The 25,194-nt window shown below is 51.2% G+C and carries 21 protein-coding genes and 2 tRNA genes; 4 read left to right on the top strand and 19 right to left on the bottom strand.

What is annotated here, in order from left to right:
* Position 1: 1 nt before the first annotated feature.
* The 18 genes from hslU to VF399_01300 form a co-directional block, all read right to left on the bottom strand.
* A complete protein-coding gene (gene hslU, locus VF399_01385) occupies positions 2-1,390 on the bottom strand; it encodes an ATP-dependent protease ATPase subunit HslU (protein ID HEX7318992.1) in 1,389 nt (462 codons plus the stop codon).
* A 106-nt stretch (positions 1,391-1,496) separates the two neighbouring features.
* Entirely contained in the window at positions 1,497-3,929 is a 2,433-nt protein-coding gene (gene nrdD, locus VF399_01380; protein HEX7318991.1) for an anaerobic ribonucleoside-triphosphate reductase, read from the bottom strand.
* Entirely contained in the window at positions 3,908-4,384 is a 477-nt protein-coding gene (nrdR, locus tag VF399_01375) for a transcriptional regulator NrdR (GenBank protein ID HEX7318990.1), read from the bottom strand. The genes nrdD and nrdR overlap by 22 nt, the downstream gene beginning before the upstream one ends.
* 234 nt (positions 4,385-4,618) lie before the next feature.
* On the bottom strand, positions 4,619-5,434 hold the full coding sequence (locus VF399_01370) for a YihY/virulence factor BrkB family protein (GenBank protein ID HEX7318989.1): 816 nt from the start codon (positions 5,432-5,434) through the stop codon (positions 4,619-4,621).
* Positions 5,431-6,960: an amidohydrolase gene (locus VF399_01365; GenBank protein ID HEX7318988.1), complete on the bottom strand. Its 1,530-nt coding sequence runs from the start codon at positions 6,958-6,960 to the stop codon at positions 5,431-5,433. Before VF399_01365 ends, VF399_01370 begins: the two co-directional genes overlap by 4 nt.
* A gap of 18 nt (positions 6,961-6,978) precedes the next feature.
* Entirely contained in the window at positions 6,979-7,248 is a 270-nt protein-coding gene (locus VF399_01360; GenBank protein ID HEX7318987.1) for a tetratricopeptide repeat protein, read from the bottom strand.
* A complete protein-coding gene (locus tag VF399_01355) occupies positions 7,245-7,931 on the bottom strand; it encodes a TrkA family potassium uptake protein (protein ID HEX7318986.1) in 687 nt (228 codons plus the stop codon). Before VF399_01355 ends, VF399_01360 begins: the two co-directional genes overlap by 4 nt.
* A gap of 173 nt (positions 7,932-8,104) precedes the next feature.
* Complete coding sequence (locus VF399_01350) at positions 8,105-9,451, bottom strand: potassium transporter TrkG (GenBank protein ID HEX7318985.1); 1,347 nt, start codon at positions 9,449-9,451, stop codon at positions 8,105-8,107.
* A 3-nt stretch (positions 9,452-9,454) separates the two neighbouring features.
* The gene (locus tag VF399_01345) at positions 9,455-9,916 is read right to left on the bottom strand and encodes a ribonuclease HI family protein (GenBank protein ID HEX7318984.1); all 462 of its coding nucleotides are present in this window, start codon (positions 9,914-9,916) and stop codon (positions 9,455-9,457) included.
* A 46-nt stretch (positions 9,917-9,962) separates the two neighbouring features.
* Positions 9,963-10,667: a C4-type zinc ribbon domain-containing protein gene (locus tag VF399_01340; protein HEX7318983.1), complete on the bottom strand. Its 705-nt coding sequence runs from the start codon at positions 10,665-10,667 to the stop codon at positions 9,963-9,965.
* Between the two features lie 157 nt (positions 10,668-10,824).
* Positions 10,825-10,900: transfer RNA gene (locus tag VF399_01335), tRNA-Val, on the bottom strand.
* 274 nt (positions 10,901-11,174) lie between these two features.
* A complete protein-coding gene (gene uvrA, locus VF399_01330) occupies positions 11,175-13,994 on the bottom strand; it encodes an excinuclease ABC subunit UvrA (GenBank protein HEX7318982.1) in 2,820 nt (939 codons plus the stop codon).
* Positions 13,995-14,045: 51 nt separating this feature from the next.
* On the bottom strand, positions 14,046-15,539 hold the full coding sequence (locus VF399_01325) for a T9SS type A sorting domain-containing protein (GenBank protein ID HEX7318981.1): 1,494 nt from the start codon (positions 15,537-15,539) through the stop codon (positions 14,046-14,048).
* Positions 15,540-15,637: 98 nt separating this feature from the next.
* Positions 15,638-16,150: an adenine phosphoribosyltransferase gene (locus VF399_01320; protein ID HEX7318980.1), complete on the bottom strand. Its 513-nt coding sequence runs from the start codon at positions 16,148-16,150 to the stop codon at positions 15,638-15,640.
* Positions 16,151-16,168: 18 nt separating this feature from the next.
* The gene (locus VF399_01315; GenBank protein HEX7318979.1) at positions 16,169-16,438 is read right to left on the bottom strand and encodes an acylphosphatase; all 270 of its coding nucleotides are present in this window, start codon (positions 16,436-16,438) and stop codon (positions 16,169-16,171) included.
* A 313-nt stretch (positions 16,439-16,751) separates the two neighbouring features.
* Positions 16,752-17,210 (bottom strand): TIGR00725 family protein, encoded by a 459-nt coding sequence (locus tag VF399_01310; protein HEX7318978.1) that lies wholly within the window; start codon positions 17,208-17,210, stop codon positions 16,752-16,754.
* A 313-nt stretch (positions 17,211-17,523) separates the two neighbouring features.
* Positions 17,524-17,597 (bottom strand) — tRNA-Pro (locus VF399_01305).
* 96 nt (positions 17,598-17,693) lie between these two features.
* Positions 17,694-18,353: a protein-L-isoaspartate(D-aspartate) O-methyltransferase gene (locus tag VF399_01300; GenBank protein ID HEX7318977.1), complete on the bottom strand. Its 660-nt coding sequence runs from the start codon at positions 18,351-18,353 to the stop codon at positions 17,694-17,696.
* A 203-nt stretch (positions 18,354-18,556) separates the two neighbouring features.
* On the opposite strand from VF399_01300, the gene VF399_01295 reads away from it, so the two are divergent.
* The 4 genes from VF399_01295 (at position 18,557) to aspS (ending at position 23,924) form a co-directional block, all read left to right on the top strand.
* Positions 18,557-19,108 (top strand): HDIG domain-containing protein, encoded by a 552-nt coding sequence (locus VF399_01295; protein ID HEX7318976.1) that lies wholly within the window; start codon positions 18,557-18,559, stop codon positions 19,106-19,108.
* A gap of 22 nt (positions 19,109-19,130) precedes the next feature.
* On the top strand, positions 19,131-20,060 hold the full coding sequence (locus VF399_01290; GenBank protein ID HEX7318975.1) for a glycine--tRNA ligase subunit alpha: 930 nt from the start codon (positions 19,131-19,133) through the stop codon (positions 20,058-20,060).
* Positions 20,057-22,123: a glycine--tRNA ligase subunit beta gene (gene glyS, locus VF399_01285; protein HEX7318974.1), complete on the top strand. Its 2,067-nt coding sequence runs from the start codon at positions 20,057-20,059 to the stop codon at positions 22,121-22,123. The genes VF399_01290 and glyS overlap by 4 nt, the downstream gene beginning before the upstream one ends.
* Positions 22,124-22,214: 91 nt before the next feature.
* Complete coding sequence (gene aspS, locus VF399_01280; protein ID HEX7318973.1) at positions 22,215-23,924, top strand: aspartate--tRNA ligase; 1,710 nt, start codon at positions 22,215-22,217, stop codon at positions 23,922-23,924.
* Between the two features lie 300 nt (positions 23,925-24,224).
* Here the strand turns inward: aspS and VF399_01275 are convergent.
* Positions 24,225-25,194, bottom strand: a 970-nt coding sequence (locus VF399_01275; GenBank protein HEX7318972.1) for a S8 family serine peptidase, incomplete at its 5' end; no start/stop codon positions are given.

The following is a 25,194-nucleotide window of genomic DNA, read 5'->3' as shown; positions in this document are numbered from 1 at the left end:
TTCATAATATATACCTTGACAGATCAACATTTTTGACGATCCCGCTGAGCTTTTCGTTCACGTAAGCGCTCGTTACGTTAACATCACGCTCGCTGACATGCGGAGCCATAAAAAGCAGGCTCTCGAGCAGCTTGGTCATGATGGTGTGAAGCCGGCGGGCTCCGATGTTCTCCGTCGATTCATTGACCTCGGCGGCAATGGCCGCGATCGCATCGAGCGCGTCATCGGAAAAACTCAAACGGATCCCCTCAGTGCCGATCAAGGCAACATACTGCTTGATCAGGGAATTTTCGGGCTCTACCAGGATCCGGCGGAAATCCTCCCGGGAAAGCGCGGACAGCTCCACCCGGATCGGGAACCGACCCTGCATTTCGGGAATAAGGTCTGACGGCTTCTTATTATGGAACGCGCCGGCGGCGATGAAAAGAATATGGTCGGTCTTGACCAGGCCGTACTTGGTCATGACATTAGAACCCTCAACGATCGGCAGGAGATCCCGCTGGACACCCTCCCGGGACACATCCGGTCCGGTCGTTACGCCGCTGCCCGCGATTTTGTCGATCTCATCAATGAAAACGATACCTGAATTCTCGGCTCTTTTCCTCGCCTCGCTTATCACTTCTTCCATATCAATGAGCTTTTCGGTCTCCTCGTTCTGAATATGGCGCAGCGCTTCCTTCACGAGCAGTTTGCGTTTTTTCTTCTTCTTGGGCAACTTGTTACCAAGCGCCTCTTCGATGGCGAAACTCAGGTCCTCGACCCCAGCCTGGCTGAACACTTCGATGAACGGCATTGACGGTTTTGCCACGTCGATCTCGACGACCCGGTCGTCGAGCTTGCCCTGGTGGAGCATCACCCTCATTTTCTCGCGGGTCGCCTGGGCCGTCTCCTCAGGTTCATGATCTTTTCCGTCCACGCGGTTGGACCTGTTTGACCCGGGCAGGAGGATATCCAGTATCCGTTCTTCGGTGAACTGCCGGGCTTTTTCCTCGACGCTCTTTGTTTTCTCGTGTTTGACCATGTTGATCGAGATCTCTATGAGGTCGCGGATCATCGATTCCACGTCGCGGCCCACATAGCCGACCTCGGTGAACCGTGACGCCTCGACTTTCAAGAACGGCGCCCTGGCTATCCCGGCCAGCCGGCGCGCGATCTCGGTTTTGCCGACACCGGTCGGTCCAATAAGAATTATATTGTTAGGGTATATTTCGTCCCGGATCTCGCCTGGCACGCGCTGACGGCGCCACCGGTTACGCAGGGCAATGGCAACCGCCTTTTTGGCGTCGGACTGTCCGATTATGTATCGGTCAAGCCGGGCAACGATCTCTTCTGGAGTTGGGAAAGTATCAAGATCACCAGAGGAATGCTTGGTTAGAGCTCTTTCCTCCATCGTCACATTATATGAATTATTCCAGAAATGTCAAGGGAGCCGTGACAAATATGCAGCGCGCTCAAGATTACAGCGATCACAAATAGATGACGGAGATATTTCAGTATTACAGGCTTGAGCGGAACCGGTCTTTCAGCTCCGCGCGTTTGCCCTTGTTCCAACCCGAAACCTTGCTGAAATAACCCGTCACCCGCGTGATATGATCGATATTCTTACTGCCACATAATGGGCAGGTATCCTGGAGACCCCGCGACGTGCGCAAGCAGCTGTTGCAGGTCGTGAATTCCGGCGAGAACGCGATCTGGGCGTTCCGTGAATTACGGAACGTCTTGACCACGAAATTCGCGATGGACTCCTTAGGAGGCTGGGATTCACCAAGCCATACGTGGGTCAGGGCGCCGGCCTCGATCATGTCATGGAACTTGCCTTCCTGGCATACCCGCTGTATCGGGTCGATCGGTATGCCCACGTTGAGATAGGTCGAATTCGTGTAATACACCGAATTCGTCGAAACATCACCTTTCACGACCGATTTGGTGTAGTTCGGGAAGTGTTCCAGGTCCAGCCGGGCGAACCGATGCGCTGCCGACTCAGCCGGTGTCTGCTCCATGACGAGCCGCATATTATGTTTTTTCGACAGTTCCTTTATGCGCAGGTACATGTGCGCCAGCACTTTCAGACCATAACGCAATGCCTCATCGCTTTCGTGCATCTGCCTACCCGTGTGGTACTGCACGAGCTCGTTCAAACCCAGCAAGCCCACCAGGTAAGTGGCGCGATGGAGCCGCAGATACGGTTCTCCATCCTGTTCCATGGTCAGCAGGGCCAGTGGCCCTTCTGTCTTCAGGTTGATCAGTTTCTCGATGAACGCCTTTTTCTGTATATGGGCCTCGACCGCGTAATCCATGAGCGAGTTGAGTTTTTTGAACATCAAATCCTCGTTGCCCTCGGCAAGGTACGCCGCCCTTGGCAGGTTCAGGGTTACGTTCTGGAGTGCCGAATAGCGCATCTTCCATGGTGTACGGGCGTCGTCCAGATCGCTCTGCTCAAGCTTGAACGACAGCCGGCAGCATTCCGAGATCTTGGCGGTCTCGCCCCGGTCAAAGACATAATACGTATTACCACGGCGCGATGACACTTCAGCGATATGGTTGAGGAAATCCTCCCAGCGCGGCGTGCGGAAAAAATCCTCGGTGATGTGGACCAGGGGTTTGGGGAAGAAGAACGGCCGGCCCGTTCCGTCGCCGTCCTGATACGTGTCGAACAAAGCCCAGGCGAATTTCTGGGCTTCTTCCATGTAATCACCATATTTCTTGCCCGTGTAGGCGCCGCCGGGACCGATCGCGTCGACATCGCGGAAATGCTTCGGGATCTCCCAGTAGATGTTCAGATCGGAAAAGATCGCCTGGCCACCTCTGGCGACCGACTGCTGGGAATATTCAAAGACCATCATCTGGGCGAGCTGATGAATATCCCGGTCCGACATCCCGGTCAGGAAGGGGGCGAAAAAGACGTTTATCGCGTCCCAGCCAATGGCGCCCGCAAAATGGCCCTGTAGCGCGGCCGAGAACTTCACCATGTGTGCCAGCATTGTATCGGCGTGTTTGGCGGGTCTTGCTATGGACAGGGCGTTGGGCAGGTTAAGACCGAACTTCTTTACGTATTCCAGGGACTGTCCCGAGCAGTACGGACGGTCGCCGAAACCAAGGTCGTGGAGATGGATATCTCCCCGGATATGGGCATCCGCGACTTCCCGGCTGAATATCGTCGACAGCATGTATTGTTTTTTTATTGTTTCCGCTAGGGTCATATTGGTCGCTTCGGGGTTGTGAGGGATATTGGCGTTCTCGCGGTTGGCGAACAAAATGATCTTTTCCGCGTCGTACAGGGGGACGCCCAGCCGGGTGTGGCGCAGCCTCATATTCTCCAGCCCCTGTTCCACTAGCTTCATGTTAACGATCTCGCGGATCAGCGAAGACGAAACCAGCTGGACATTGGAGTTCAGGATCGTTTCCTCGGCTTCCGAAGCCACTTTTTCGGCTCGCTCCTGCTCAAGACCCGTCTCGTTCACGAGGGCGGTGACGATCTTGGCCCGGTCCCAGGATACAAAATCATCGTCTGAGGTCCGCACGAAAAGGGCGAAATCCGTGGTTTCCCGTTCTTCCGGCTTCTTCTTGAGTTGGCGCTTCTTCCTCAGTATCTCGCGCTGTTTCCGGTAAAGGATATAAGCCTTGGCGGTCCGCGCGTGCCCGCTTTCGATCAGTATCTTTTCCACCGCGTCCTGGATCTCCTCGACGCCGGGTGTCTTTTCGCCCTTGAGCGTGTACAGAAAAAGTACAACCTCGTCGGCCAGTGCGTCCGCGAGCTTCTTGTCAGCCCCGCCGACCGCCTTCGCGGCTTGGAAGATCGCGTTGGCGATCTTGGTTTTGTCAAAGGATACGACTGTTCCGTCTCTCTTGGTCACGAACTGAAAAATCTTGTCCTTCGGGATCTCCTCGTGCAGACCGATCCCGATCCTTACTGTCGTTTTTTCTTCCATTTTCGCTCCTTCTTTAAGTTCGACAATTCACGTGCAAAATTATCGATATTCCTGAATTTCTTATAAACCGAGGCAAAACGGACATAGCTCACTTCATCGAGCTTGAAAAGCCTGTCCAGCACCATTTGCCCAATGTCCGAGGACTTGATCTCGGTCTGGTAATGGTCAGACAGGCTGTCTTCAATATCATTAACGATCGTCTCGAGTTTTTCCACGGATATCGGCCGTTTTCGGCACGCCGTGGCAATACCATTTAAAAGCTTCATGCGGTCGTACGGTTCTCGCGTGCCGTCCCGCTTGACGATAACCAGAGGCATGCGCTCCACGGTTTCGTACGTTGTGAACCGAAACCGACACTTACCGCACTCCCTTCGCCTCCTGATAACTGATCCCGCCTGTGAATTGCGTGTCTCCAATACGCGGTCACTGTCCTTGCCGCAGCGAGGACACTTCATAATGAATCGTTTAACGTTATACGGCGCCGCAGCTCGTTTGTTCTTTCGCGCTGTTTCTTTTTGTTCGCTTTCATCGTTTCACCATGCCGGTTTACCATACGGGCTGCCATGCCCTATAACGTAAAACTTTATCGCAATACACTATATATAGAGCCATATTACTCATTATATACACAATTAGATTATTGTCAAGGGGTAAGACGCAATTGACGATAACTGATCGCCAACGGCTGTTTAAGATCCGATATTTTCCCCTGCCGCCTTTGTTTCGGAGGCAAGGGATGCATATGCGTAACCGAGTTCGGCGCCGAACAGAAAAATATAAGCTGAATAGTAAAGCCAAAGCAATAGAATTATTATTGCGGTCAAAGAACCAAAGATCTTCGAATAGTCCACGACCCTGGTGACGTACAGGGAAAAAAGATCCTTGGCCAGTTCCCAGAATATCCCGGTGAACACCGCGCCGGCCAATGCCTCCCGCCACCGCACCTTCAGGTTCGGAAAATACCAGTAGATAAGGCAGAATATAGCGATACTTACTATGCTGCTGACAAAGGGGAAGAACCGCATGAACCCCTTCAATCCCAGGGCATTGGTCCAGATGGCTATGCCGAAGGATGCGATCAAAAGGACCCACGACAGAAAAGCCCATCCAATGATGATCAGGCTCTTCTTGAAAAAAGAACGGTCTTTCGGCGCCTTCCATATCACGTTGAGGCTCGATTCGATCGCGCCAAAGATACTGGCCGATCCCCATAAGAACCCGAGTAACCCGACGACCGCCACGATTATCGATGTCTGTTTGATCGCGCGGATATTTCTGAGGATATCTTCCAGCCCAATTGGCACCGCTTGTTTAAGGATGGGCAGGATCCGGTCGATGATCGTATTTGATGAACCGAGAATAAAAAGCGAGAGCGAAAGGATGCCAAGCAACAACGGGAAAAGACTGAAGATCGCCGCGTTGACCAGGGCCGATGCCAGCAAGGGACAGCGGTCATCGTTGAATTTTTTATAAGCCTCAGCAAAAACCGCCAACACGGTTTTCATTGTCTCTGCCCCTTTACCTTATCCCCGGAATAAACGATCTTCCCTGCCAGGAAGACCGTCCGCACTTTCATGTGGCCGATGTTTTGTTTTTCTAAAGGGTTTTTATCAAGCAAGACCAGGTCAGCGAAATATCCCGGGGCGAGAGCGCCTTTTTTTGTTTCATCGAATGTCCCATAAGGACCGGCTGTTGTATAATAGTAAAGCGCTCTGGCTGGCGAGAGCCGGCCGCATTCAAAGGGATGATCGACCGCGCCGGTCAGTCCGAATAGCGGGTCAAGGGGCATAGAATCCGAACCAAACATAAGCTTAAACCCAGCCTTTGCCAGCGTGGCAAAAGCGTTCATGTACTGGTAGCGGCTCCCCATCCGCTGCTCATACATACCACCCGGTTTCTGCCACCGCGCCACGAAGTTGGGTTGCATGGACAGAACCAGGTTTAGATCCGCAATCGCGGCCATTGTACGCCGGTCTATGTATTCAAGGTGTTCGACACGGTGCCTTAGTGTGTTATTACGGAGCCCATAGGATCTAAATGCATCCGTGATCAGACGCGCGGCACGGTCCCCGATGGAGTGCAACAAAATCTGCAGGTTGTTTTTTTCGGCTTTTCGGAGCATCTCAATAAGCTGCTGCTTTGTTATCAACAGCTTACCGAGGTTGCGTGTTCCTTCAAAGGGCTTGCTCAAGGCAGCAGTCCGCGCGCCAATCGAACCATCCAGGTAGTACTTGACGCCCGCAAACTTCAGCATATCATCACCCAGCCCCGATGACAATCCAACCCTGACTACTTCGTCCAGCTGTTCCTGAAGATAGACCGCTATCCTGATCCTTAGTTTGGACCGTAAAAGCTGCAGGGTCTTGAAGCCCTCAGGTCTGACGATCTCATGGATTGAGGTAACGCCGCGCGACAGGGCATCATCGGTTGCCAGTTCCAGCCCTTTCTCGAACATCTCCGGGCTGGGTTTGAAGATATCGTTCAGGTAAAGCGCCGCATCCTCATAAAGATAGCCGTGCTTGCGGTCAATAATCCTCCAGTGCGGAGGGATCATCCCAAGCGCCCGGGAATTGCATATGGCAAAATGACCGCATATCCTGCGCATGATGATCGGCACTGACCGCGACAGCCGGTCCAGATCATGCCTGGTCATATCAATGGTCGATCCGGTCGCCCAGGCGCTCTCATCCCAGTTGACGCCAAAAACCTCTGCGCCTGTGCTGCTGATCCGTTCCCTCAACCGTTCCAGGCACTTGTGAGCCGAAGCGCAGGTGCTGAGGTCTACCCGCTGGAGTTCTATCCCATGGGCGAGCAGGTGCGTGTGGCTGTCGCTGAATGCCGGGATTATAAAACAACCACGGGCATCATGGACAATGTCTTTTTTTAATGGTTCTTTGTTATCAAGGTCAATGCGTTCAATGCAACCATTGTTGATGTTTATCATGGCTTTCCGGGCAGTATTTCTGCCGGGATCCACGACTGTGCCGTTTATTATTGAACGTATCGCATTGCCAGGCTTGTGTGCTGACAAGTGTAAGCGGTCGTCAGGCTATTGACCGACCAGTTTTGCCAGGTGCTCCTGGGCTGCCTTGTATTTGGCATCCAGGGAAAGCGCCTGGCGGAATGATGTGATCGCCTTGTCCCGTTCGTTCAGCGCCTCGTAAGCGACACCGAGGTCATAGTACAGTTTCGGCTCAAGGTTACGCACCTTTTCAGCTTTCCGGAAGATCTTTATCGCTTCTTCGTATTTCTGGCTGATAATATAGAATTCACCGAGCTCAAGCATTTCTTCGAAACTGTGCTTATGGGTTTTTTTCATAACTTTTCTATTTTATTAAGATCCTTGTATTTTCCGAGAAGGATCAATATATCTCCGGGCTGTATCTCATCCAACCCGCCTGGACCGATTATGATCTCTTCCTGGAAATCCGGGGTCCCGTCAGGTTTGGTATACGGAACCTTGCGCTTGATCGCGATAACGCTTATCGCGTATTTTTCTCTTAGCTTAAGTTCTCCCAGTGTCTTGTCACACAACTTTTTGGGTGATACTATTTCCAGGATCCCGTACTCGGTCGACAACTCAATGAAGTCGAAGATTTTTGGGCTGGCGAGACTTTCGGCCAGCTTTTCACCCATTTCCTTTTCTGGGAAAACGATCTTGTCGGCGCCGACCTTCTGAAGGATCTTGGCATGCAACTCGTTATGCGCTTTCACGATGACCTGTTTTATCCCCAGGTCCTTAAGCAGCAGCGTGATCATTATGCTGTCTTCGATATTTTCCCCCATGCTCACGATCGCCGAATCGAAGTCCTTAATACCCAGTTCCTTCAATCCTTTTTCATCGGTCGCGTCCATAACGATGGACTGGGAGACCAGGTCCTGCACCTCACGTACTTTTTCCTCTACCCGGTCAATGGCTAAAACCTGAAAACCCTTTTCGCTCAAAACCCTGGCAATGCTCGACCCGAACCGACCTAGACCTATAACGACAAATTGTCTCATGATTTCATCTCTTTTTTTGGTTGTTTTTGTTATCCGTTAACTGGTTTGGCGGCTGTGTTTAATGAATCGCCGGTCTGATTATACTCAGACAGGTATGTATATTCGAACATTATTTTTGCCATATGCGATTATACACAAATATCTATAAAAGTCAATACGGAGCCGACTATGAGTTATCCGACTATGATAGGTTCCTTGGGATATTGAAATTCCATGACCCTTGGTTTTATAAGCGCGTTGCTCAGGGTAATTGTGCCTACTTTGCCTGCCACCATGACCAATATGATCATTAGTTTGCTGATCCATGTAAAATCAAAGGACAGACTGCATAGCGGGTTCAATGGTGAACCTACTGATAAACCGACAGTGCCGAAAGCGGAAACGATCTCAAAGACAATTCCTAAAAGTGTCGATTTTTCAAGCAAAACAATGATTACAAAGGCAATAAAAATAAGAATAGCCGCTGATATTGCGACCGATGCTGCCCGCCACGCCTGTTCCTTTGGTATCCTTTTTTTCATGATCATGACATCGTCATCATACCGGCCTAAAAACAGCCCTTTGATCCACATCAGCAGCAGTACGAATGTCGAGGTCTTAACGCCGCCGCCGGTTCCGCCCGGTGAGGCGCCGATGTACATCAAGACGATTATCATTACCAGGGTGATCGGTGAAAAAAGTCCGATCGAGACCGTGTTATAGCCAGCTGTCCTTGGCGTCACCGACTGGAAGAACGAATGAACCAGCTTTTCCCAGAACGTGTAATGGGACAAACTGCGCGGCCCTTCATACAACAGGATGAAACACGTACCGGCCGCGATCAGCAGTAACGTAGTGCGCAGCACGATCTTCGTGTGGAGGGCCAATCCCCTTCTTGCCTTTTTTATCAGCACGAGGTAAAGGTCCGAGATGACGATAAAACCGATCCCGCCGACGATTATCAGCAGCGCGATCACGATGGGTGCGGCCAGGATATCCGAACACTCCACGAGGTTATTGGAGAACGTTGAAAACCCGGCATTGCAGAATGCGGAGATCGAATGGAACAGGGCATGACCGGCGGCCTGTACCGGCGGGAATTTCTGGACAAAGGATATATAAAGCAAGACGGCGCCCACCAACTCGGCGATCACGGTGATCCTGAATATCCGCCATGCCAGCCTGCCCATACTGTCGTAAGTCAGCAGATTCGCCGATTCTTTGAACAGCAGCCGGTCGCGCAGCGATATCTTGCCGCTCAAAAAGTAGAAAAAAGCCGTAGAAATGGTCATGTACCCGATCCCGCCGATCTGGATCAAACAGAGGATGATCAGTTTGCCGTAGATCGTGAAATCAAGGGCGGTATCTTTGACGATCAACCCGGTAACGCATACCGCTGAAGTGGTCGTATAAAACGCATCGATCAGCGACAAGCTGCGAGAGGCAAAGGGCATGAGCAGCAGAACGGCTCCGATCGTGATCAGGCCCAGGTAGCCGATCACCACGAAACGCGCGGGGTTCAGGATCGATGTATCTCTCATTAACTATGCTCCGTTGTCCAGGGCTTTCTTCTTTTTTGCGTTTTTAACCTCTTCCTTGGTGACCTTCTGGGCCAGGCGGTTGGCGTAATTATTTTCCTCGCGAGGGATAAGCCGGATCGACGTGTTCTTTGCCTGGCTGAGCAGATTCCTTACGCGGTTGACGAGATGAACGATATGACTGACCTTGATCCGGTACTCGCCGAACACTTGTTTGTAGACCAGCTCTGAATCCACGTTGATCACCGCCTGGACCGGTTTGGTCTCGACCAGCCATTTCAGGGCATAAAGCAGAGCCTCGTACTCGGCGACGTTGTTGGTCGCGTTACCGATGGATCTTGAAAATTCGAACCGCGGAGCCTCCGGTTCTTTATCATCGGCGTCAAAGACCGCCACGCCGATCCCGGCGGGACCGGGATTGCCCCGCGAAGACCCGTCGACATAGATAACAAGTCTGGAAGGCATCATGGGCGGTTTAGATCGCTCCTTTTATGCTATATGACCTGAATGTTTTTTATTTTCGACGATGGATAAGGATGCGGCCGCAGCTTTCGCATAATATGATCCGGTCACGCTTTTTCAAATCATTTAAGAATTGGTGCGTCAGGTTCGCGTAGCATCCGGTGCAGGTATTGTCGGTCACAAGGCAGATCGCGTTCCCCCGGGCCTTGGCAATGCGCTCATAGACCTTTCTTACGTCCACAGGCAGCTTCTTAAGATCATCCTCGTATGCATAGGAAGCGATCTTTTTCTTTTCCTCGAGCTCCAGGCTCTTTTTTTTCAGTGCCTCGATCTCGTTGTTTCTCTTGCCGACATATTCCTTTGTCTCGCGCTCGTACTTGTCGATCTCTCTTTTCAACTGATCTTCTTCCTCCAGCAGCTTCATCATTTCATCTTCGGTTTTTTTGTTGTTTTGCTTTAAAAATTCGATCTCGCTCAGGATCGCCCGGTACTCTTCGTTGGTCTTGACCGAGAACACTTGCTGGTTGAGCTTTTTCGCCTTTTCCTCGTTCTCGGCAATATCCCCTTCCTTCATCTTGTATGTCTTCTTGATCTCCTGAATGCGGTTCTTCTTATCCGCAAACGACGCGTTGGCTTTTTCTATCTCTTTTTCCAGCTTGGCGATCTTTAAGGGTATGCCGTCGAATTCAGCAGTGGTCTCTCTGATCTCCTCGGTCAGACTTTGGATCTTTACCAGGATCTCGAGAGTCTCGTCCATTGGGACCTATAAAACACGCAAATCGTTATTCGCTGTACGGCGTCGCTGCCCGTATGGTTATTCGTTTTACGTTTATCGTTCTGAATCATTTATCTATGCCCTATGACGATACCAGCATCGATGCCCTTCAACGAAAAACGATAAACTGTGTTAACTATGGGCGGTACTGGACTTGAACCAGCGACCTTCTGCATGTCAAGCAGATGCTCTAACCAAGGCTGAGCTAACCGCCCGGGGAGCTTCGCTCCGGTTAATTGCTTATAGCTTACAACTGATCGTAGCATGACATATTCTATTGAAAAAGCGGACAAAGTCAATACTATCCCTTTTTCCTTTCGTCCCTTGGGATTTAAGCCGTGAGGCTTTTATAAAACAATACTATCCCTAAAAGGCAGTAAATGGTAATTAGGTTACTGGTAATTATGTTATTATGTAATTAAACAATTCAAAGGTTTGATCTTTATCCGTTAATTACGTAGTTACATAATTACATAATTATTCAGTTATCTATAGGATTTCTTTAAGAAACTGCCCTGTATAGGAACTTGCGTGTCTTGCGACCTGCTCGGGCGTGCCGGTGCAGACGACCTCCCCGCCCTCATCCCCGCCTTCAGGACCAAGGTCGATTATCCAGTCCGCGCACTTGATTACCTCGAGGTTGTGCTCGATGACAATGACGGTATTGCCCTTGTCGACCAGGCGGTTCAGGACACCCAGGAGGAGTTTTACGTCCTCGAAGTGCAAGCCCGTAGTCGGCTCGTCCAGGATGTACAGCGTCTTTCCCGTGGCGATCTTGGCGAGCTCCTTGGCTAGCTTTATACGCTGAGCTTCACCGCCGGATAAAGTCGTCGCCGACTGTCCAAGCTTGATATAACCAAGCCCGACATCGAACAATAACTGCAGCTTTCTCTTGATTTGGGGAATATTCTTGAAAAAATCCAGGGCCTCGGTCACTGACATGTTCAGGACTTCGCTGATATTTTTCCCCTTATATTTTATATCCAAGGTTTCGCGGTTGAAGCGTTTGCCCTGGCAGGCATCGCAAGTGATATGAACATCGGGCAGGAAATGCATCTCGATCCACAGGATACCGCCGCCTTCGCACTGCTCGCAACGGCCTCCGGGAACATTGAAAGAAAACCGGCCTACGCCATACCCCCTTACTTTGGATTCGGGCAGGGACGCGAAAAGATCACGGATCGGCGTGAAGGCGCCGGTGTAAGTCGCAGGATTAGATCGCGGGGTCCGGCCGATCGGCGACTGGTCTATATTCACGACCTTATCGATTAGTTGCAGCCCGTTTATCCTTGAATGCTCCCCAACCGGATATTTCGAGCCGTAATATTCGCACGCCAGCGCCTGGTATAGAGTGTCCACAACAAGCGTGGATTTACCCGAGCCCGAAACGCCGGTCACGCAAACGAATATACCCAAAGGTATCTCCACATCGATAGCTTTAAGATTATTAGCCTTCGCCCCCTTAATGACCAGGCTGTTTTTCTGCGGCTGACGCCGGGCTCGCGGTATTTCGATCTTGTTCACCCCGGCAAGATACAGCCCGGTGATCGATCTTTTGTTTTTTGTGATCTCTGCCGGCGTGCCCGTGGCGACGACGTAACCGCCCGCCTCGCCCGCTCCAGGTCCGAGGTCGATGATATAGTCGGCGCTGTGCATGGTCTCGGCGTCATGTTCCACGATCAGGACTGTATTGCCGATATCGCGCAGGTGCTCGAGCGTGTCCAGCAGCCGCCGGTTGTCCCGCTGGTGCAGGCCGATCGACGGTTCGTCGAGAATATATAGAACGCCGACCAGACCCGACCCGATCTGCGTTGCCAGTCTGACCCGCTGCTCCTCGCCGCCGGCAAGGGAATCGGTCTTGCGGTCGAGTGTCAGGTAATCAAGTCCGACCGAATTGAGGAACTGAAGCCTCCTCATGATTTCCTTGATGATCTCGCCGGCAACCGCCCTTTGTTTCGATGTAAGATCCAATTTTTTAAAAAAAGCAAGCGCTTCTTTGACGGAAAACCTGGTTACATGTGATATATTATGGGTGCCGATCTTCACTGAAAGGCTTTCCGGTTTCAGACGCCTGCCTTCACATGTCGGGCAGGGCGTAATGATCATGTAATCTTCGATCTCCTGCCTTATCATCTGCGAAGTGGTCTCCCGGTAGCGCCTCATCAGTTCCGGGATCACGCCCTCAAATGTTTCCTTGAACTCACCGCGGCCCGAACCGTCTTTCCTGACATACTGGATATCGATAGGCACTTCGCTGCCGTGCAGGATTATCTCCTTTATTTCCTCGGGCAGTTTCCGATAGGGCGTATCAAGACTGAATTTGTATTTCCGGCTTAAGCCCTGCAGCATGGCATTACGCCAGGTGCTCGGCATGCCGTAAGGCTCGATCGCTCCGGCCGAGATGGCAAGCCGATCGTCCTTGACCACTCTCAAGGGATCGATCTCCATCTTCGCACCCAAACCGTCGCACGTTTCGCAGGCGCCGTAGGGAGAGTTGAACGAGAACATCCTGGGCGATAGTTCAGGGTAACTGATCCCGCAATGGACGCAGGCAAGTTTCTGACTGAATATTACCTCTTCTTTGGAATCAAACACCACAACCAGGATCCCTTCGCCTTCTCGCAATCCCATTTCGACCGAGTCTGCCAGCCGTTTTCTCATCCCATCCTTGATCACCAGGCGGTCAATGATGATCTCGATGTCGTGCTTTTTATAACGCTCGAGATCCGGCACCTGTTCAATGTCATATATCTTACCGTCAACGCGGCAGCGCACGTAACCGCGGCGTTTTAACTTTGTCAGGAGCTCCTTGTATTCGCCCTTGCGACCCCGGACGACCGGCGCGAGGATCTCGACCCTGGTGCCTTCGGCATGTTTTGATATCGCGTCCACTATCTGGTCAACGGTCTGCGACTCGATCTTTCTTCCGCAATTATAGCAATAGGGCGTGCCCACGCGGGCGAAGAGCACCCTTAAATAGTCATATATCTCGGTGACCGTACCCACGGTCGACCTGGGGTTCTTGGAAGCGGTCCTCTGTTGGATCGCGATCGCGGGCGACAGCCCGGAGATCTCGTCGAGATCGGGTTTATCCATCATGCCCAGGAACTGCCGGGCGTACGCGGACAGTGATTCCACGTAGCGCCTCTGCCCCTCAGCGTACAGTGTGTCAAAGGCAAGCGATGACTTACCCGAACCGGAAATGCCCGTTATTACCACCAGCTTGTTGCGGGGTATGAAAACGTCGATATTTTTAAGGTTGTGGACGCGCGCGCCCTTGACTAAAATGCCATCGCCAGCATCAGCCATGGGGTAATACTATTCAGAAGACACGCTGTGTCAATGTACAGCTAGTTTTCTTTATTCAGTCTTTATCAATTTTACTGTTACAGCCTGCCCTCCTTGGCGCATAGTACAGAAATACACGCCCGGCGTTAAGGGATTGCCAAGATCGTCGGTTCCGTCCCAGATGATTTGATAAATTGGTTGAATGGTTAAATGGTTAAATACTTTAACAGTCCGACCCGCCGCGTCGTAGATTGCCATCGATACTTTCGGTTCACGCCCCCCCTCCTCAATCCTCCCCCTCGAGGGGGGAGGGAAAGGGTGGGGGTGTGTCTGATCTTTTGCATTCATTTGTAATTTGTCATTTGAAATTTGAAATTTAATGATAGTCCGATTAGTAAAGGGATTTGGGCGCGCAGCTAAACTATATCCCTCACTGCTTGCACTGTATCCCGCCCCCTCTTCCACTCCTCCCACCCACATCTGGCTGCCGCAGATATCCCAGTCGCCGTTCCGGTCGGTCTGCCAGAAAACCCAGATCCGCCAGTCACCGCCCGACATGCAAGGCAAAATATCCTGCGAAGGATTCGTATCAACAGCAACGGTATCCCAGCCGTAATAACCAGATAGCGTATAAATATCAGAACCACCGTTTCTGCTCGTACTGAACGCGACAGAAGCTGGATCACCACGGCCTATTAAAGCTATAAAATCAAGCGGGCTTGGCGCGTAATCCAAAGAATCATTGAAAGTTACTCGACGATTTACGCTAAACGTATCCATCGCCGTCGAATAGATCTCACAATTTCCGTCCCGGTCTGAGTACCAGAATATCCAAGCGCCTGCAAATCCAGATCCACCGAGCGGGTAACTCTGTACTGCAATCTCCGGTTTCATGTCGGATCCAGGATCTGTTGTAACGGGCATGGGGCTTTGCCAGATGCCAGCAATACATTCGCTGAAGTAAATATCATCGTTTTTTTCCCATACGACCAGCGGATGATCGTAATGCCCATTTATTTTCGGTCGCGTATTGTTTACAAGCGTGTCATTTGTAATGGACACGGGTGGCGACCATATCGAACCGTCATAATAAGCGGCAAATATATTAAACGCTTGGCCTGTCCATTTGTACCACGCCAACCATACCGTGTCCTGGATCACACAGACCGAGGGCTCTGCATCAAAAGACGAATCATTAGTAACCCGAGTCGGGACAGACCAACCGTTAGTCAAATCGCCATCGCTTATGAAGATATCCATACGGGTGTTGTCAAAACCCATCCAGGCGCACCAGTAGCATTGTCTTGCTTCATCATACGCGATAACGGGATTATAATCGTCGCCCGTATTATTTGTTATCCTGAATGTATCGGTGTACAATGGCAGACTTGGAATTAAAAACCTCGAAAAGATCTCCCAGTCACCGCCGATATTCGACTCCCAGACCAAACATGTATGATCAGCCTGCCATCTGACCGACTGGGGATACATATCATCGACACCGGGTATGCTCAAATTTACCGCAGGCGACCAGGATAGCAACAATACAACGGTAATAAAATACATAGAAACCTCCTTCCCCCTCACCCTTACCCTCCCCCTCGAGGGGGGAGGAAAAAGGAGGGGGTGTATTTTCGCCACAAAGGGCGAAACCTTTAATGTCTTTAATACTCTACCACTGAAAAGATCTTATAGTCTTTAAGTTTTTCAAAACCTTTAAGATACGTCAAATTCGCTAAAAATGAACAAGCCACAACTTTTCCGCCCAGCATTTCCACCAGTTTGCAGGTGGCGAGCATTGTGCCGCCGGTCGCGAGCACGTCGTCGAAAGTCAAAACCTTTTCACCTTTTTTCAAACTGTCTTTATGGATCTCGATCACGTTCTTGCCGTACTCCAGGTCATATTCCAGTTTAATAACATCTGCCGGCAGTTTGCCTTTTTTCCTCACCGGTACGATCCCGCATCCCAGGTTATACGCCATGGCGCCGCCGAATATATATCCGCGCGCTTCTACGGAAACGATTTTATCGATCTTTTCTTTCTTAAAATTTTTTACCAGTGCATCAATGACGTATTTGAAAGCCTGCGGCTCCTTGATCAGCGTGGTAATATCCCTGAATATAACGCCTTTTTGGGGAAAATCCGGGACGTCACGGATGTATTTTTTCAGGTCCATGCATTCTCCTTTTTTGCGTCAATATTCCAAACCGAAATCATTATAACCTTCTTCTTCCTCAGACCACTTCACGTCGACCGCCGTAACTTCCGAGCCGATCGGTCCGATCTTAAGTTCTTTTATCAGGTCACTCAATAATCCCTTGTCACCTTCCGCGATAACCTGGACTGTGCCGTCTGGCATGTTGCTTACATGTCCTGTTAATCCCATCCTGGTTGCTGTGCCATAGACAAATGAACGGAAACCGACGCCTTGCACCAGGCCCTGCACGATTATACTGGCATGCATTAGCATGTCCTTTGCTTACTTATCTGTCATTGCGAGCGATCCAGTTCTTGTCATTGCGAGGAATCCCGCATCCCTGGTTTTTAACAATAAAAAAGCGGGAGACGAAGCAATCCCATCTTTTCTGTCACTCCCGCCCCGTATCTTTGTACGGGATAAACTCCAGCAGGAGTCCAGTATTCAAGAAATCTGGATTCCGTGTTAAACACGGAATGACAAAGATTACTCGCAATGACAGCACCCACCCTCACCCCTCCCTCTCCCTTCAAGGGAGAGGATAAAGGTGAGGGTTTCATATTATCATTATCTCTATGAGTCATCTAGTAATAAGCTCGAATGCTTTTTTTACGGCTTCTTCCGCGGTTTCCACGTGGTGGATGGGAGCATCGACCTGCCACGTGTCTATCCCGATGACCGGTATCGTAAACATCAGGCAATAAGCGATCTCGGATAAAGTCCCGTATTTGCCATCGATCGCGATCGCGCAGTCGCAGGTACGCGCGATGATGATGTTGCGCGCTTGGTTCATGCCGGTCACTATCGGGATATCGACATACTGGTTCGCGCTGTTCTTGTCGGTTGTGGGAATAACGCCGATCACAAGACCGCCTTCTTTCTTGGCTCCCCGCGATGCCGCTTCCATCACACCGCCCATGCCGCCGGTGATAAGGATCGCGCCCTTACGGGCGATCAACTGGCCGACTTCCTCGGCTATCTGGAGATTTTTCTTGGTGGTTTCCGCGCCGCCAATGACCGCGATGATCTTTTTTCTCATAAAATCTAGTACCTGACGCCTACTCCTACTAGTTAATTTCGAGGTCATCCCGTTTGCTGTAAACGACAACAGCAACGGGATGTTCCCTACAGTTCTTCGAACTATAGGACAAGCAATTCGGCAATCACACTCACAGGCACTTCGTTTTGTGCCTGTGAGTCGAATTGACATCGGGGCGGTGGGATTTGGCGAGTCCCGCACTATTTATGCGGGACGCAGATCCTGTTTCTGCCTTATTAAACAAAAGAAACAGGGAACCCACGACTGCCCAAACATAACGCCGTGCGTCTTTGATAAACCATATGCCTTCACATCGGGGCGGTGGGATTTGAACCCACGACCTCTTGGTCCCGAACCAAGCGCGCTAAGCCGCTGCGCTACGCCCCGGTTTACGGCGAAACATCGAAGTTGAGAAGATGGGAAGATATGAAGTCATGATAAAAAATCCCCCTCGTATCCTCTTAGCTTCCTAACCTCATAACCTCAATCTTTATCCCCCCAGCTCTTCTTCCCGACAAGTTTTACGAATGTGCAGTCAAAGATCTCTTTCCTGTAAATATGTCCTTTGTGCTTCTTTATCTGATTCAAAACCTGGTAATGCTCCCCGCCGATCGGGATGATAAGCCTTCCCTTATCCGCCAGCTGGTCGACCAACGGCGTCGGCAGATCAGGCGCGCCTGCCGTCACAATAATGCCGTTATACGGAGCATATTGGGGCCAACCACAGGATCCATCACCAACGAAAAAAGAAACGTTGCGTATCTCGAGCTCATTGAGCACCTTCCGCGCGATGTTGCTAAGTTCCATTATCCTTTCTACCGTATAGACTTTTGCGCACAACAGTGAAAGGATCGCGGTCTGGTAGCCCGAGCCGGTCCCGATCTCCAAAACCACGTCCTTATTGTTCAGCTCGAGCAATTCTGTCATCGCGGCCACGATATACGGCTGCGATATAGTCTGCCCCTGTCCGATCGGCAAAGGATAGTCATTATGCGCCTGATGATAATAAGTCTTTTCCACGAACATATGCCTCGGAACGGCAGTCATGGCGCCCAGTACTCTTTGGTCCTTGACCCCCCTGGCAGCGATATGTTCTTTTACCATCCGCTCCCGTTCCAGTTTCCATTCCTTCACCTCGATCATCGGACGATAAAGAATAACGAAAAACAACAATAAGTCAAGACATAGAATGGTTGATCGTTATACGGCATGGCGGCTCGTATCGTTATACGTGCTTCGTTTATCGTCTTTTTTTCCTAATTGTTAAACGGGCGGCGATGCCCATTAACGACTGACGATCCTTTAGGGTGTTGACTTTTTTATAAAAATGTGCATAATATTTTTCTATGGCTTTAACTAGAGACGAAGCACTGAAGATGCTAAGCGAAAAGCTGAAAAATCGTAATCTTTTCAAGCATTGCCTGGCAACCGAGGCCTGTTTGAAGGAATTAGCCCGACATTTCGGCGAAAATGAGGATATTTGGGGTGTGACCGGGCTTTTACATGACATCGATTACGAGGAAACCGCTGCTGAACCGATCAGGCATGGCATTATCGGAGCAAATTATCTGGAAAGCAAAGGATTAAATTCCGAGGTCGTATACGCGGTTAAAGTCCATGCCGGACACCAGCCGGCAAAGTCCAAATTAGACTGGGCATTGTTCGCGACCGACCCCCTTACCGGGCTGATCGTAGCCTCTGCCCTGATGCATCCGGACAAGAAACTCGCTTCACTGGATATTGAATTTATTGTGCGCCGGTTCAAGGAAAAAAGGTTCGCGGCGGGCGCGAACCGCGACCAGATCAGCACCTGCACTAACCTGGGTCTGGAACTGGAGCCGTTCATCGGTATCGCCCTTAAGGGAATGCAGTCCATAGCCGGTGACCTCGGGTTATAGAACCTACGGAGTTTGATTGAAAATGAAACGGCGCCCGACATTTGAAAATATTATTTTTGATCTTAAGCGGTACTGGCAAAGCAAGGGATGCCTTATATTTGAACCGTATAATTCCGAAGTGGGAGCCGGTACTTTTAATCCAGCGACTTTTCTCAGAGTCCTTGATAAAAAACCATGGAACGTCTGTTATGTGGAGCCGTCAAAACGGCCCCGCGACGGCCGGTACGCGGAAAACCCGAACCGGGTCCAGCAGTTCTACCAATTCCAGGTGATCATGAAACCCGCGCCCGAAACCATCCAGAGAATATACCTTGAATCGCTTGAAATGCTTGGCTTCAAGCTCAGCGAACATGAGATCCGTTTCGTGGAAGACGACTGGGAATCCCCGACCCTGGGTGCCTGGGGTATCGGATGGGAAGTGTGGCTTGACGGTCTTGAGATCACGCAATTCACTTATTTCCAGCAGTCCGGCGGTATCAACCTTTCGCAGACGCCCATCGAGATAACTTACGGCATTGAACGGATCTGCATGAATATCCAGAAGGTCGATTCGATCTTTGAGATCAAATGGAATGACCGCCTTACCTGGGGCGATGTGTACCGTGATAACGAGATCGAGTTCTCGGCATACAATTTCGTGCACGCGAACCAGAAAATGCTCCATGAGCTGTTCGATCGGTACGAAACCGAAGCCCGGAACCTTTTTGACCACAAGCTGATCCTGCCTGGATACGACTATACGATAAAATGTTCCCATGTTTTCAATCTACTTGAAGCCAGGGGCGCGATCAGCGTTTCGGAGCGGGCGAAGATGATAGGCCGTGTCCGGGCGCTGGCGAGCCGGGCTGCTCAGCTCTATGTTGAAAAACACGACGCGGAAGACACCCAAACTCATACTAAACCTGAACCGGTTCCTGATAAGGTAGAACCGCAACCAGGACCCGAACAATGATCGACTTTCTGATCGAGATCGGGTTCGAGGAATTCCCGCCGTCGTTCCTGCCCGTATCTGCCCATGAGCTGACCGCTAAGATCGAAGCGCTCCTAAAAAAGGAGAAGATCTTTTACCGTACGATCCGCACTATCTACACGGCGCGCCGCATGGGCGCGATCGTCCTGGGATTGACCAGAAAACAAAAACCCCAGGTAATCGAAGTGCAGGGGCCGCCCGCCAGGATCGCGTACGATAAAGAAGGCAAACCCACTGAGATGCTTGCCGGCTTCATGAAGTCCCACGACCTCAAACCCGGTGATGTCAAAACCGTCAAGACCGCCAAGGGTGAATACATCGTGGGCACGAAGCACGTTGCCGGCAAAACAACGGAAGAGATACTGGGCAGTGAACTGCCCCAGATCATCAGGTCGCTGGAATTTTCCAAGACCATGGTATGGAATGACAGCGGGGACCGGTTCCCGCGGCCGGTGCGATGGATCGTCGCCCTGCTTGACCGCAAGCCGATAAAGTTCAAGATCGCGGGCATCCAGTCAGACCGTTATTCAATACCCAATTTTCATTTTTCGTTCAACCCGATCCGCCTGGAAAAACCGCGGGAATATCTCACATCGTTACGGCACGGCGGCGTGGTCGCTGATCCCAACGAACGGAAAAAGATCATCCAGAAACAGATCAATGATCTGGCGGCGAAATTAAAGGGCGAGCCGCTCTTTGACGCGGCAATGATCGAAGAGATCAACTGCACGATCGAATATCCGGACGTGGTCAGCGGCGAATTCGAAGAACGCTACCTGGAACTGCCGCCGGAAGTGCTGTTCACCACCCTGAAAGCCCTGGGAAACCTTGTCTGGATCAAGGACACAAACAAATTCATCTGCGTTTTCAGCGCCAAGCGCCGGGCCGCGGACAACATCGGAGCCGGATACGGCAAGGTCCTGCGATCCCGCCTTTACGATGCTCACTTCTATTACCAGAACGACCTAAAACTGACCATCGATGCGATGTTAAAACATAGCCAGAGTATGCTCTGGCTTAAAGATTTCGGCAGTATTGCCGATAAAGCAAAGCGTCTAGCCCGGTTCACCGCAACCTTTGAGGCTCCCGGGATCGATCCTGATGCTTTAAAACAAGCAGCCGAATTCTGTAAGGCGGATCTGCTCTCCAATATGGTGCGCGAAAAGGAATTTACTTCTTTACAAGGAATAATGGGGGGATACTACGCTCAAGCTGCTGGCAAAGGCGACAAAGCCGCACTCGCGATCAAAGAACATTACTTACCCCGTTTTATCGGAGACGATCTGCCAAGCACGATCGAGGGCGTTATTTTATCGATCGCTGACAAGATCGACAATGTCGCCGCCGCTTTTCACACCGGGCAAAAACCTTCCAGTTCTTTTGATCCATTTGGCATCCGAAGGAATGGCTACGCAGTTGTTAATATGATCGATGCCAATGCTTTGAATATTTCGATAAAGGATGCGATAAAAAAGTATGTCGGTCTGCTGCCATCACCATTAGAGAACGTGGCGGTCGCCCCGATCATAGAATTTTTCGATGAGCGGATCGACCGTTACCTTGAAGATCTGGGCTTCCGTTACGATGAGATCAAAAGCGTGCTGCCGGCCTCAAAGGGTAATGCCTATGATGCCCGGCGCCGGTGCGAAGCGCTCAAAAACTACCGCGACAAACCTGAATTCGAGCAGCTCGTGATCGGCCAAAAACGCGTAAGGAACATCCTTAAAGGCAAACCAAAACAGGACAGCGTGAACCCGGAACTGCTGCAGGAAAAAGCGGAGAAAAAGCTTTATGAGCAGGGGCAGGAGATAAGCGGAGCGATACAGCCCCTTATCGAAAAGCAGGAATATGCCACCGTGCTCGACCGGCTCCTGTCCATGAGGCCGGACATCGATAAGTTCTTTGACGATGTCCTGGTGATGTGCGAGGATATGAATTTGCAGAAGAACCGCCTGGCGTTGGTCAGTTTCATAAACCAGCTTTTCATTCAATTCGCCGATCTATCGCAGATCGTGATTGGAACTGAGGATAAAAAGGGAAAATAATGCCAAATTACAAAATCTCCCGATTTCATCATTCAACTCCTTTATACCAAGGAATCGGGATCCCGTTTCACGGGACAAATTTGAAAAAGCAATGAAGAAAACCTCATTATCGCAAGTGCAAAAGGACGCCGTTGGCAAGACCATTGAGACCTGCGGCTGGGTGCAGCGGATCCGAAACCTTGGCAGCCTGCTTTTCATCGAACTCAAGGACCGCACTGCGGTCCTGCAGCTTGTCATCGATACCCAGAAACACAAGGGCGCGGCAGATCTCGGCCTTCAGGACTGCATCTGGGTCAGCGGTGCAGTGCGGGAACGGCCGCAGAACCAGAAGAACACGAAGATGATGACCGGCGATGTGGAGCTCGTCGTGGAAGACCTTAAAACGCTGGCGAAGTGCAAAACGCCTCCGTTCGTGGTCGAAAATGACGTAAAGGCGGGCGAGGAACTGCGACTGCGTTACCGTTACCTCGACCTGCGGCGCGAGGTTATGCAGAAAAACCTCGTTTTCCGGCACAAGGTCGTGACCGCCATCAGGGAATACCTTAACAGCCGCGATTTCCTCGAGATCGAGACGCCGATCATGACCCGTGCCATGCCCGAAGGAGCGCGCGACTATCTGGTGCCATCGCGGCTTTACCCCGGCAAGTTCTACGCGCTCGCCCAATCACCCCAGATGTACAAGCAACTCCTGATGGTCGCCGGATTTGAACGTTATTACCAGATCGCGCGGTGCATGCGCGATGAAGACCCGCGCCACGACCGCCAGCCCGAACACACGCAGATCGATATCGAGATGTCGTTCGTGAACGAAGAGGATATTTACCGCCTGGTCGAAGGGTTGTTCAGTTTCATATTCAAAAAAGCGCTGGGTCAGGACCTGGTGATACCTTTCCCCAGGTACGCGTTCCTGGACGTGATCGCTAAATACGGATCGGATAAACCCGATATCAGTTTCGGGCTCGAGATCAAGGACTACAAAGAAGCATTCCAAAACGTTGATTTTGCTCCGTTCCGGAACAAGCAGAACACCAGGGGCATAGTCATCCCGGAAGCGTCGAAGATATCAAGGAAGATCCTTGAGGAATTCGGCGCGCTTGCTAAAACCAAGGGGCTGGAGAACATATACTGGGTCAGGAAAGAAGAAAATTTCAGCGGCAGTATCGCCAAGATCATCGACTGGAACGTGGTAAAAAATATCGATCTGATGAACGGCAGTTTATTGATACTGGCCACGGGCGACGCCAGAGTGTTCTTGCTGCTCGGGGAACTGCGCAACCGGATCGCGGACCAGCTCGACTTAAGGCAAAAAGGCTTTCACTTCCTCTGGGTTCACGATTTTCCGCTCTTTGAGCGAGACGAAAAGACCGGCACGATCGTTCCCTGCCACCACATCTTTACTCAACCCAAGGAAGAAGACCTGCAATTTATTGACACTGATCCGGTCCGGATGCGCGGCCGGCAGTACGACCTGGTATGCAACGGCAACGAGCTGGCTTCGGGCAGCATCAGGAACCACAACCGCCAGCTTCAGGAAAAGCTGTTTTCGATAATCGGTATTGACAAACAGACCGCGGGGGCGAAATTCGGCCTGCTCCTGGATGCGCTGGAGTACGCGGCGCCGCCGCACGGCGGCATCGCGCCGGGTATAGACAGGATCTGTATGGTGCTGGGTAATATCCCTAATATCAGGGAAGTGATCGCGTTCCCGAAAACAACACAGGCTCAAGGGCTGCTGGAGAACATACCGGATGTCGTCGATCCCCAGCAGCTCAAGGATTTACACCTCAAAATAGAAGAATAAATCCTTGATTCCAAATTGCAAATGCCAAATGAATTACAAATAAATATAAATGCTTAATGTCAAAATCACACCTCTCCTTTTTCCTCCCCCTCAAGGGGGGAGGGTAAGGGTGGGGGTGAATATTTTCTGTTTACAAAATTTGGAATTTTACCTTGATTTGAAATTTGTTATTTGATATTTGGCATTGCTAGCCCTGATTTGTCACTCCTGTGTAAACAGGAGTCCAGGATTTAAAACATATGGATTCCCGCCTTCGCGGGAATGACAGAACAGAGTTTTTTCGGACTACGGTCTACAATCCTACCTTATCACCGCAATCTTGGTAATATCATTCCCCATACCGCGGGTCATCAGCACGCAGTAGTACAATCCGCTGCCGGCATCCAGGCCATCATCATCTTTTCCGTTCCACATGAAAGCAGCGTTCGGTGACAGGGGATCTGTGTCGGCATAGATCCCGGGGCCAAGCTGTCCGGTCCCCACGGGACGCTCTTCTTTTATCACTAACCGGCCATTGACCGCATAAATACGGAATTCAACGCTGGTCGCGTTTTCCAGTTTAAAGGGCAGGTAAATGAGCGGCTGCTGGGTGATGATAAAGGGGTTGGGGAACGGCGTCAGGAAATGATTTCCCGTTACCGAATCCCAGTGCGGCGGGCTTTTATAGAACGCGGCCAGCACATCGGGCCAGCCATGCCCCATGCTGTCATTCGGCGTTTCGGCCAGGCTCGCGGTCGAGCAGAGCGCGTTAGTCACCGAATCCGGCGTCCAGTTTGGATGTCCCTCGAGCAGAAGCGCGCACATGCCGGATACCAAGGCTGCAGCGCCCGATGTCCCGAACGAGTAAAGGTAAGAATTCTGGGAATCGGGGTCCACGACCACCGGTGCGGCGCACAACGAAACTATCTCCGGTTTCCTCAGGGTCTGGTCGCTTGTCGAATACCCGGCATAGGCGATCGTACCCTGGCTTTCCCATTTCGCGTGGTTGAACAGCGTATCAATGCCGCCGACCGTTATAACACCCTCGGCATCGCCCGGTACGACGATCTGCGGCGGCGTGGGCTGGGCAAAATTACCCGAAGAATTAACAATGATGACGCCGCGTTTCACGGCTTCCGTCGCGGCTATCGACGCCGCCGATGTCCGACCGTCATAATCTTCAGGCCACTGATACCAGCTGGTGTATCCCAGGGAACTGGATACGATATCGGCTCCCTGGCTTTCGAGCCACTCCAGCCCCGCGATCCACGTGTCCTCCTCGGCCGAGAAT

The sequence above is a fragment of the bacterium genome (genome assembly GCA_036382775.1).
Taxonomy (GTDB): domain Bacteria; phylum Hydrothermota; class Tepidihabitantia; order SM23-42; family JAOAFX01; genus DASVHD01.
Note: the sequence above shows the minus strand (reverse complement) of the source record. Positions and strands in the feature narration are given on the sequence as shown.

Excerpts from the sequence above, each read along its gene's own strand:
- hslU (HEX7318992.1), bottom strand. The coding sequence starts at position 1,390 with ATGGAGGAAAGAGCTCTAACCAAGCATTCCTCTGGTGATCTTGATACT.
- nrdD (HEX7318991.1), bottom strand. The coding sequence starts at position 3,929 with ATGGAAGAAAAAACGACAGTAAGGATCGGGATCGGTCTGCACGAGGAG.
- nrdR (HEX7318990.1), bottom strand. The coding sequence starts at position 4,384 with ATGAAGTGTCCTCGCTGCGGCAAGGACAGTGACCGCGTATTGGAGACA.
- VF399_01370 (HEX7318989.1), bottom strand. The coding sequence starts at position 5,434 with ATGAAAACCGTGTTGGCGGTTTTTGCTGAGGCTTATAAAAAATTCAAC.
- VF399_01360 (HEX7318987.1), bottom strand. The coding sequence starts at position 7,248 with ATGAAAAAAACCCATAAGCACAGTTTCGAAGAAATGCTTGAGCTCGGT.
- VF399_01355 (HEX7318986.1), bottom strand. The coding sequence starts at position 7,931 with ATGAGACAATTTGTCGTTATAGGTCTAGGTCGGTTCGGGTCGAGCATT.
- VF399_01350 (HEX7318985.1), bottom strand. The coding sequence starts at position 9,451 with ATGAGAGATACATCGATCCTGAACCCCGCGCGTTTCGTGGTGATCGGC.
- VF399_01345 (HEX7318984.1), bottom strand. The coding sequence starts at position 9,916 with ATGATGCCTTCCAGACTTGTTATCTATGTCGACGGGTCTTCGCGGGGC.
- VF399_01340 (HEX7318983.1), bottom strand. The coding sequence starts at position 10,667 with ATGGACGAGACTCTCGAGATCCTGGTAAAGATCCAAAGTCTGACCGAG.
- uvrA (HEX7318982.1), bottom strand. The coding sequence starts at position 13,994 with ATGGCTGATGCTGGCGATGGCATTTTAGTCAAGGGCGCGCGCGTCCAC.
- VF399_01325 (HEX7318981.1), bottom strand. The coding sequence starts at position 15,539 with ATGTATTTTATTACCGTTGTATTGTTGCTATCCTGGTCGCCTGCGGTA.
- VF399_01320 (HEX7318980.1), bottom strand. The coding sequence starts at position 16,150 with ATGGACCTGAAAAAATACATCCGTGACGTCCCGGATTTTCCCCAAAAA.
- VF399_01315 (HEX7318979.1), bottom strand. The coding sequence starts at position 16,438 with ATGCATGCCAGTATAATCGTGCAGGGCCTGGTGCAAGGCGTCGGTTTC.
- VF399_01310 (HEX7318978.1), bottom strand. The coding sequence starts at position 17,210 with ATGAGAAAAAAGATCATCGCGGTCATTGGCGGCGCGGAAACCACCAAG.
- VF399_01300 (HEX7318977.1), bottom strand. The coding sequence starts at position 18,353 with ATGATCGAGGTGAAGGAATGGAAACTGGAACGGGAGCGGATGGTAAAA.
- VF399_01295 (HEX7318976.1), top strand. The coding sequence starts at position 18,557 with ATGGCTTTAACTAGAGACGAAGCACTGAAGATGCTAAGCGAAAAGCTG.
- VF399_01290 (HEX7318975.1), top strand. The coding sequence starts at position 19,131 with ATGAAACGGCGCCCGACATTTGAAAATATTATTTTTGATCTTAAGCGG.
- glyS (HEX7318974.1), top strand. The coding sequence starts at position 20,057 with ATGATCGACTTTCTGATCGAGATCGGGTTCGAGGAATTCCCGCCGTCG.
- aspS (HEX7318973.1), top strand. The coding sequence starts at position 22,215 with ATGAAGAAAACCTCATTATCGCAAGTGCAAAAGGACGCCGTTGGCAAG.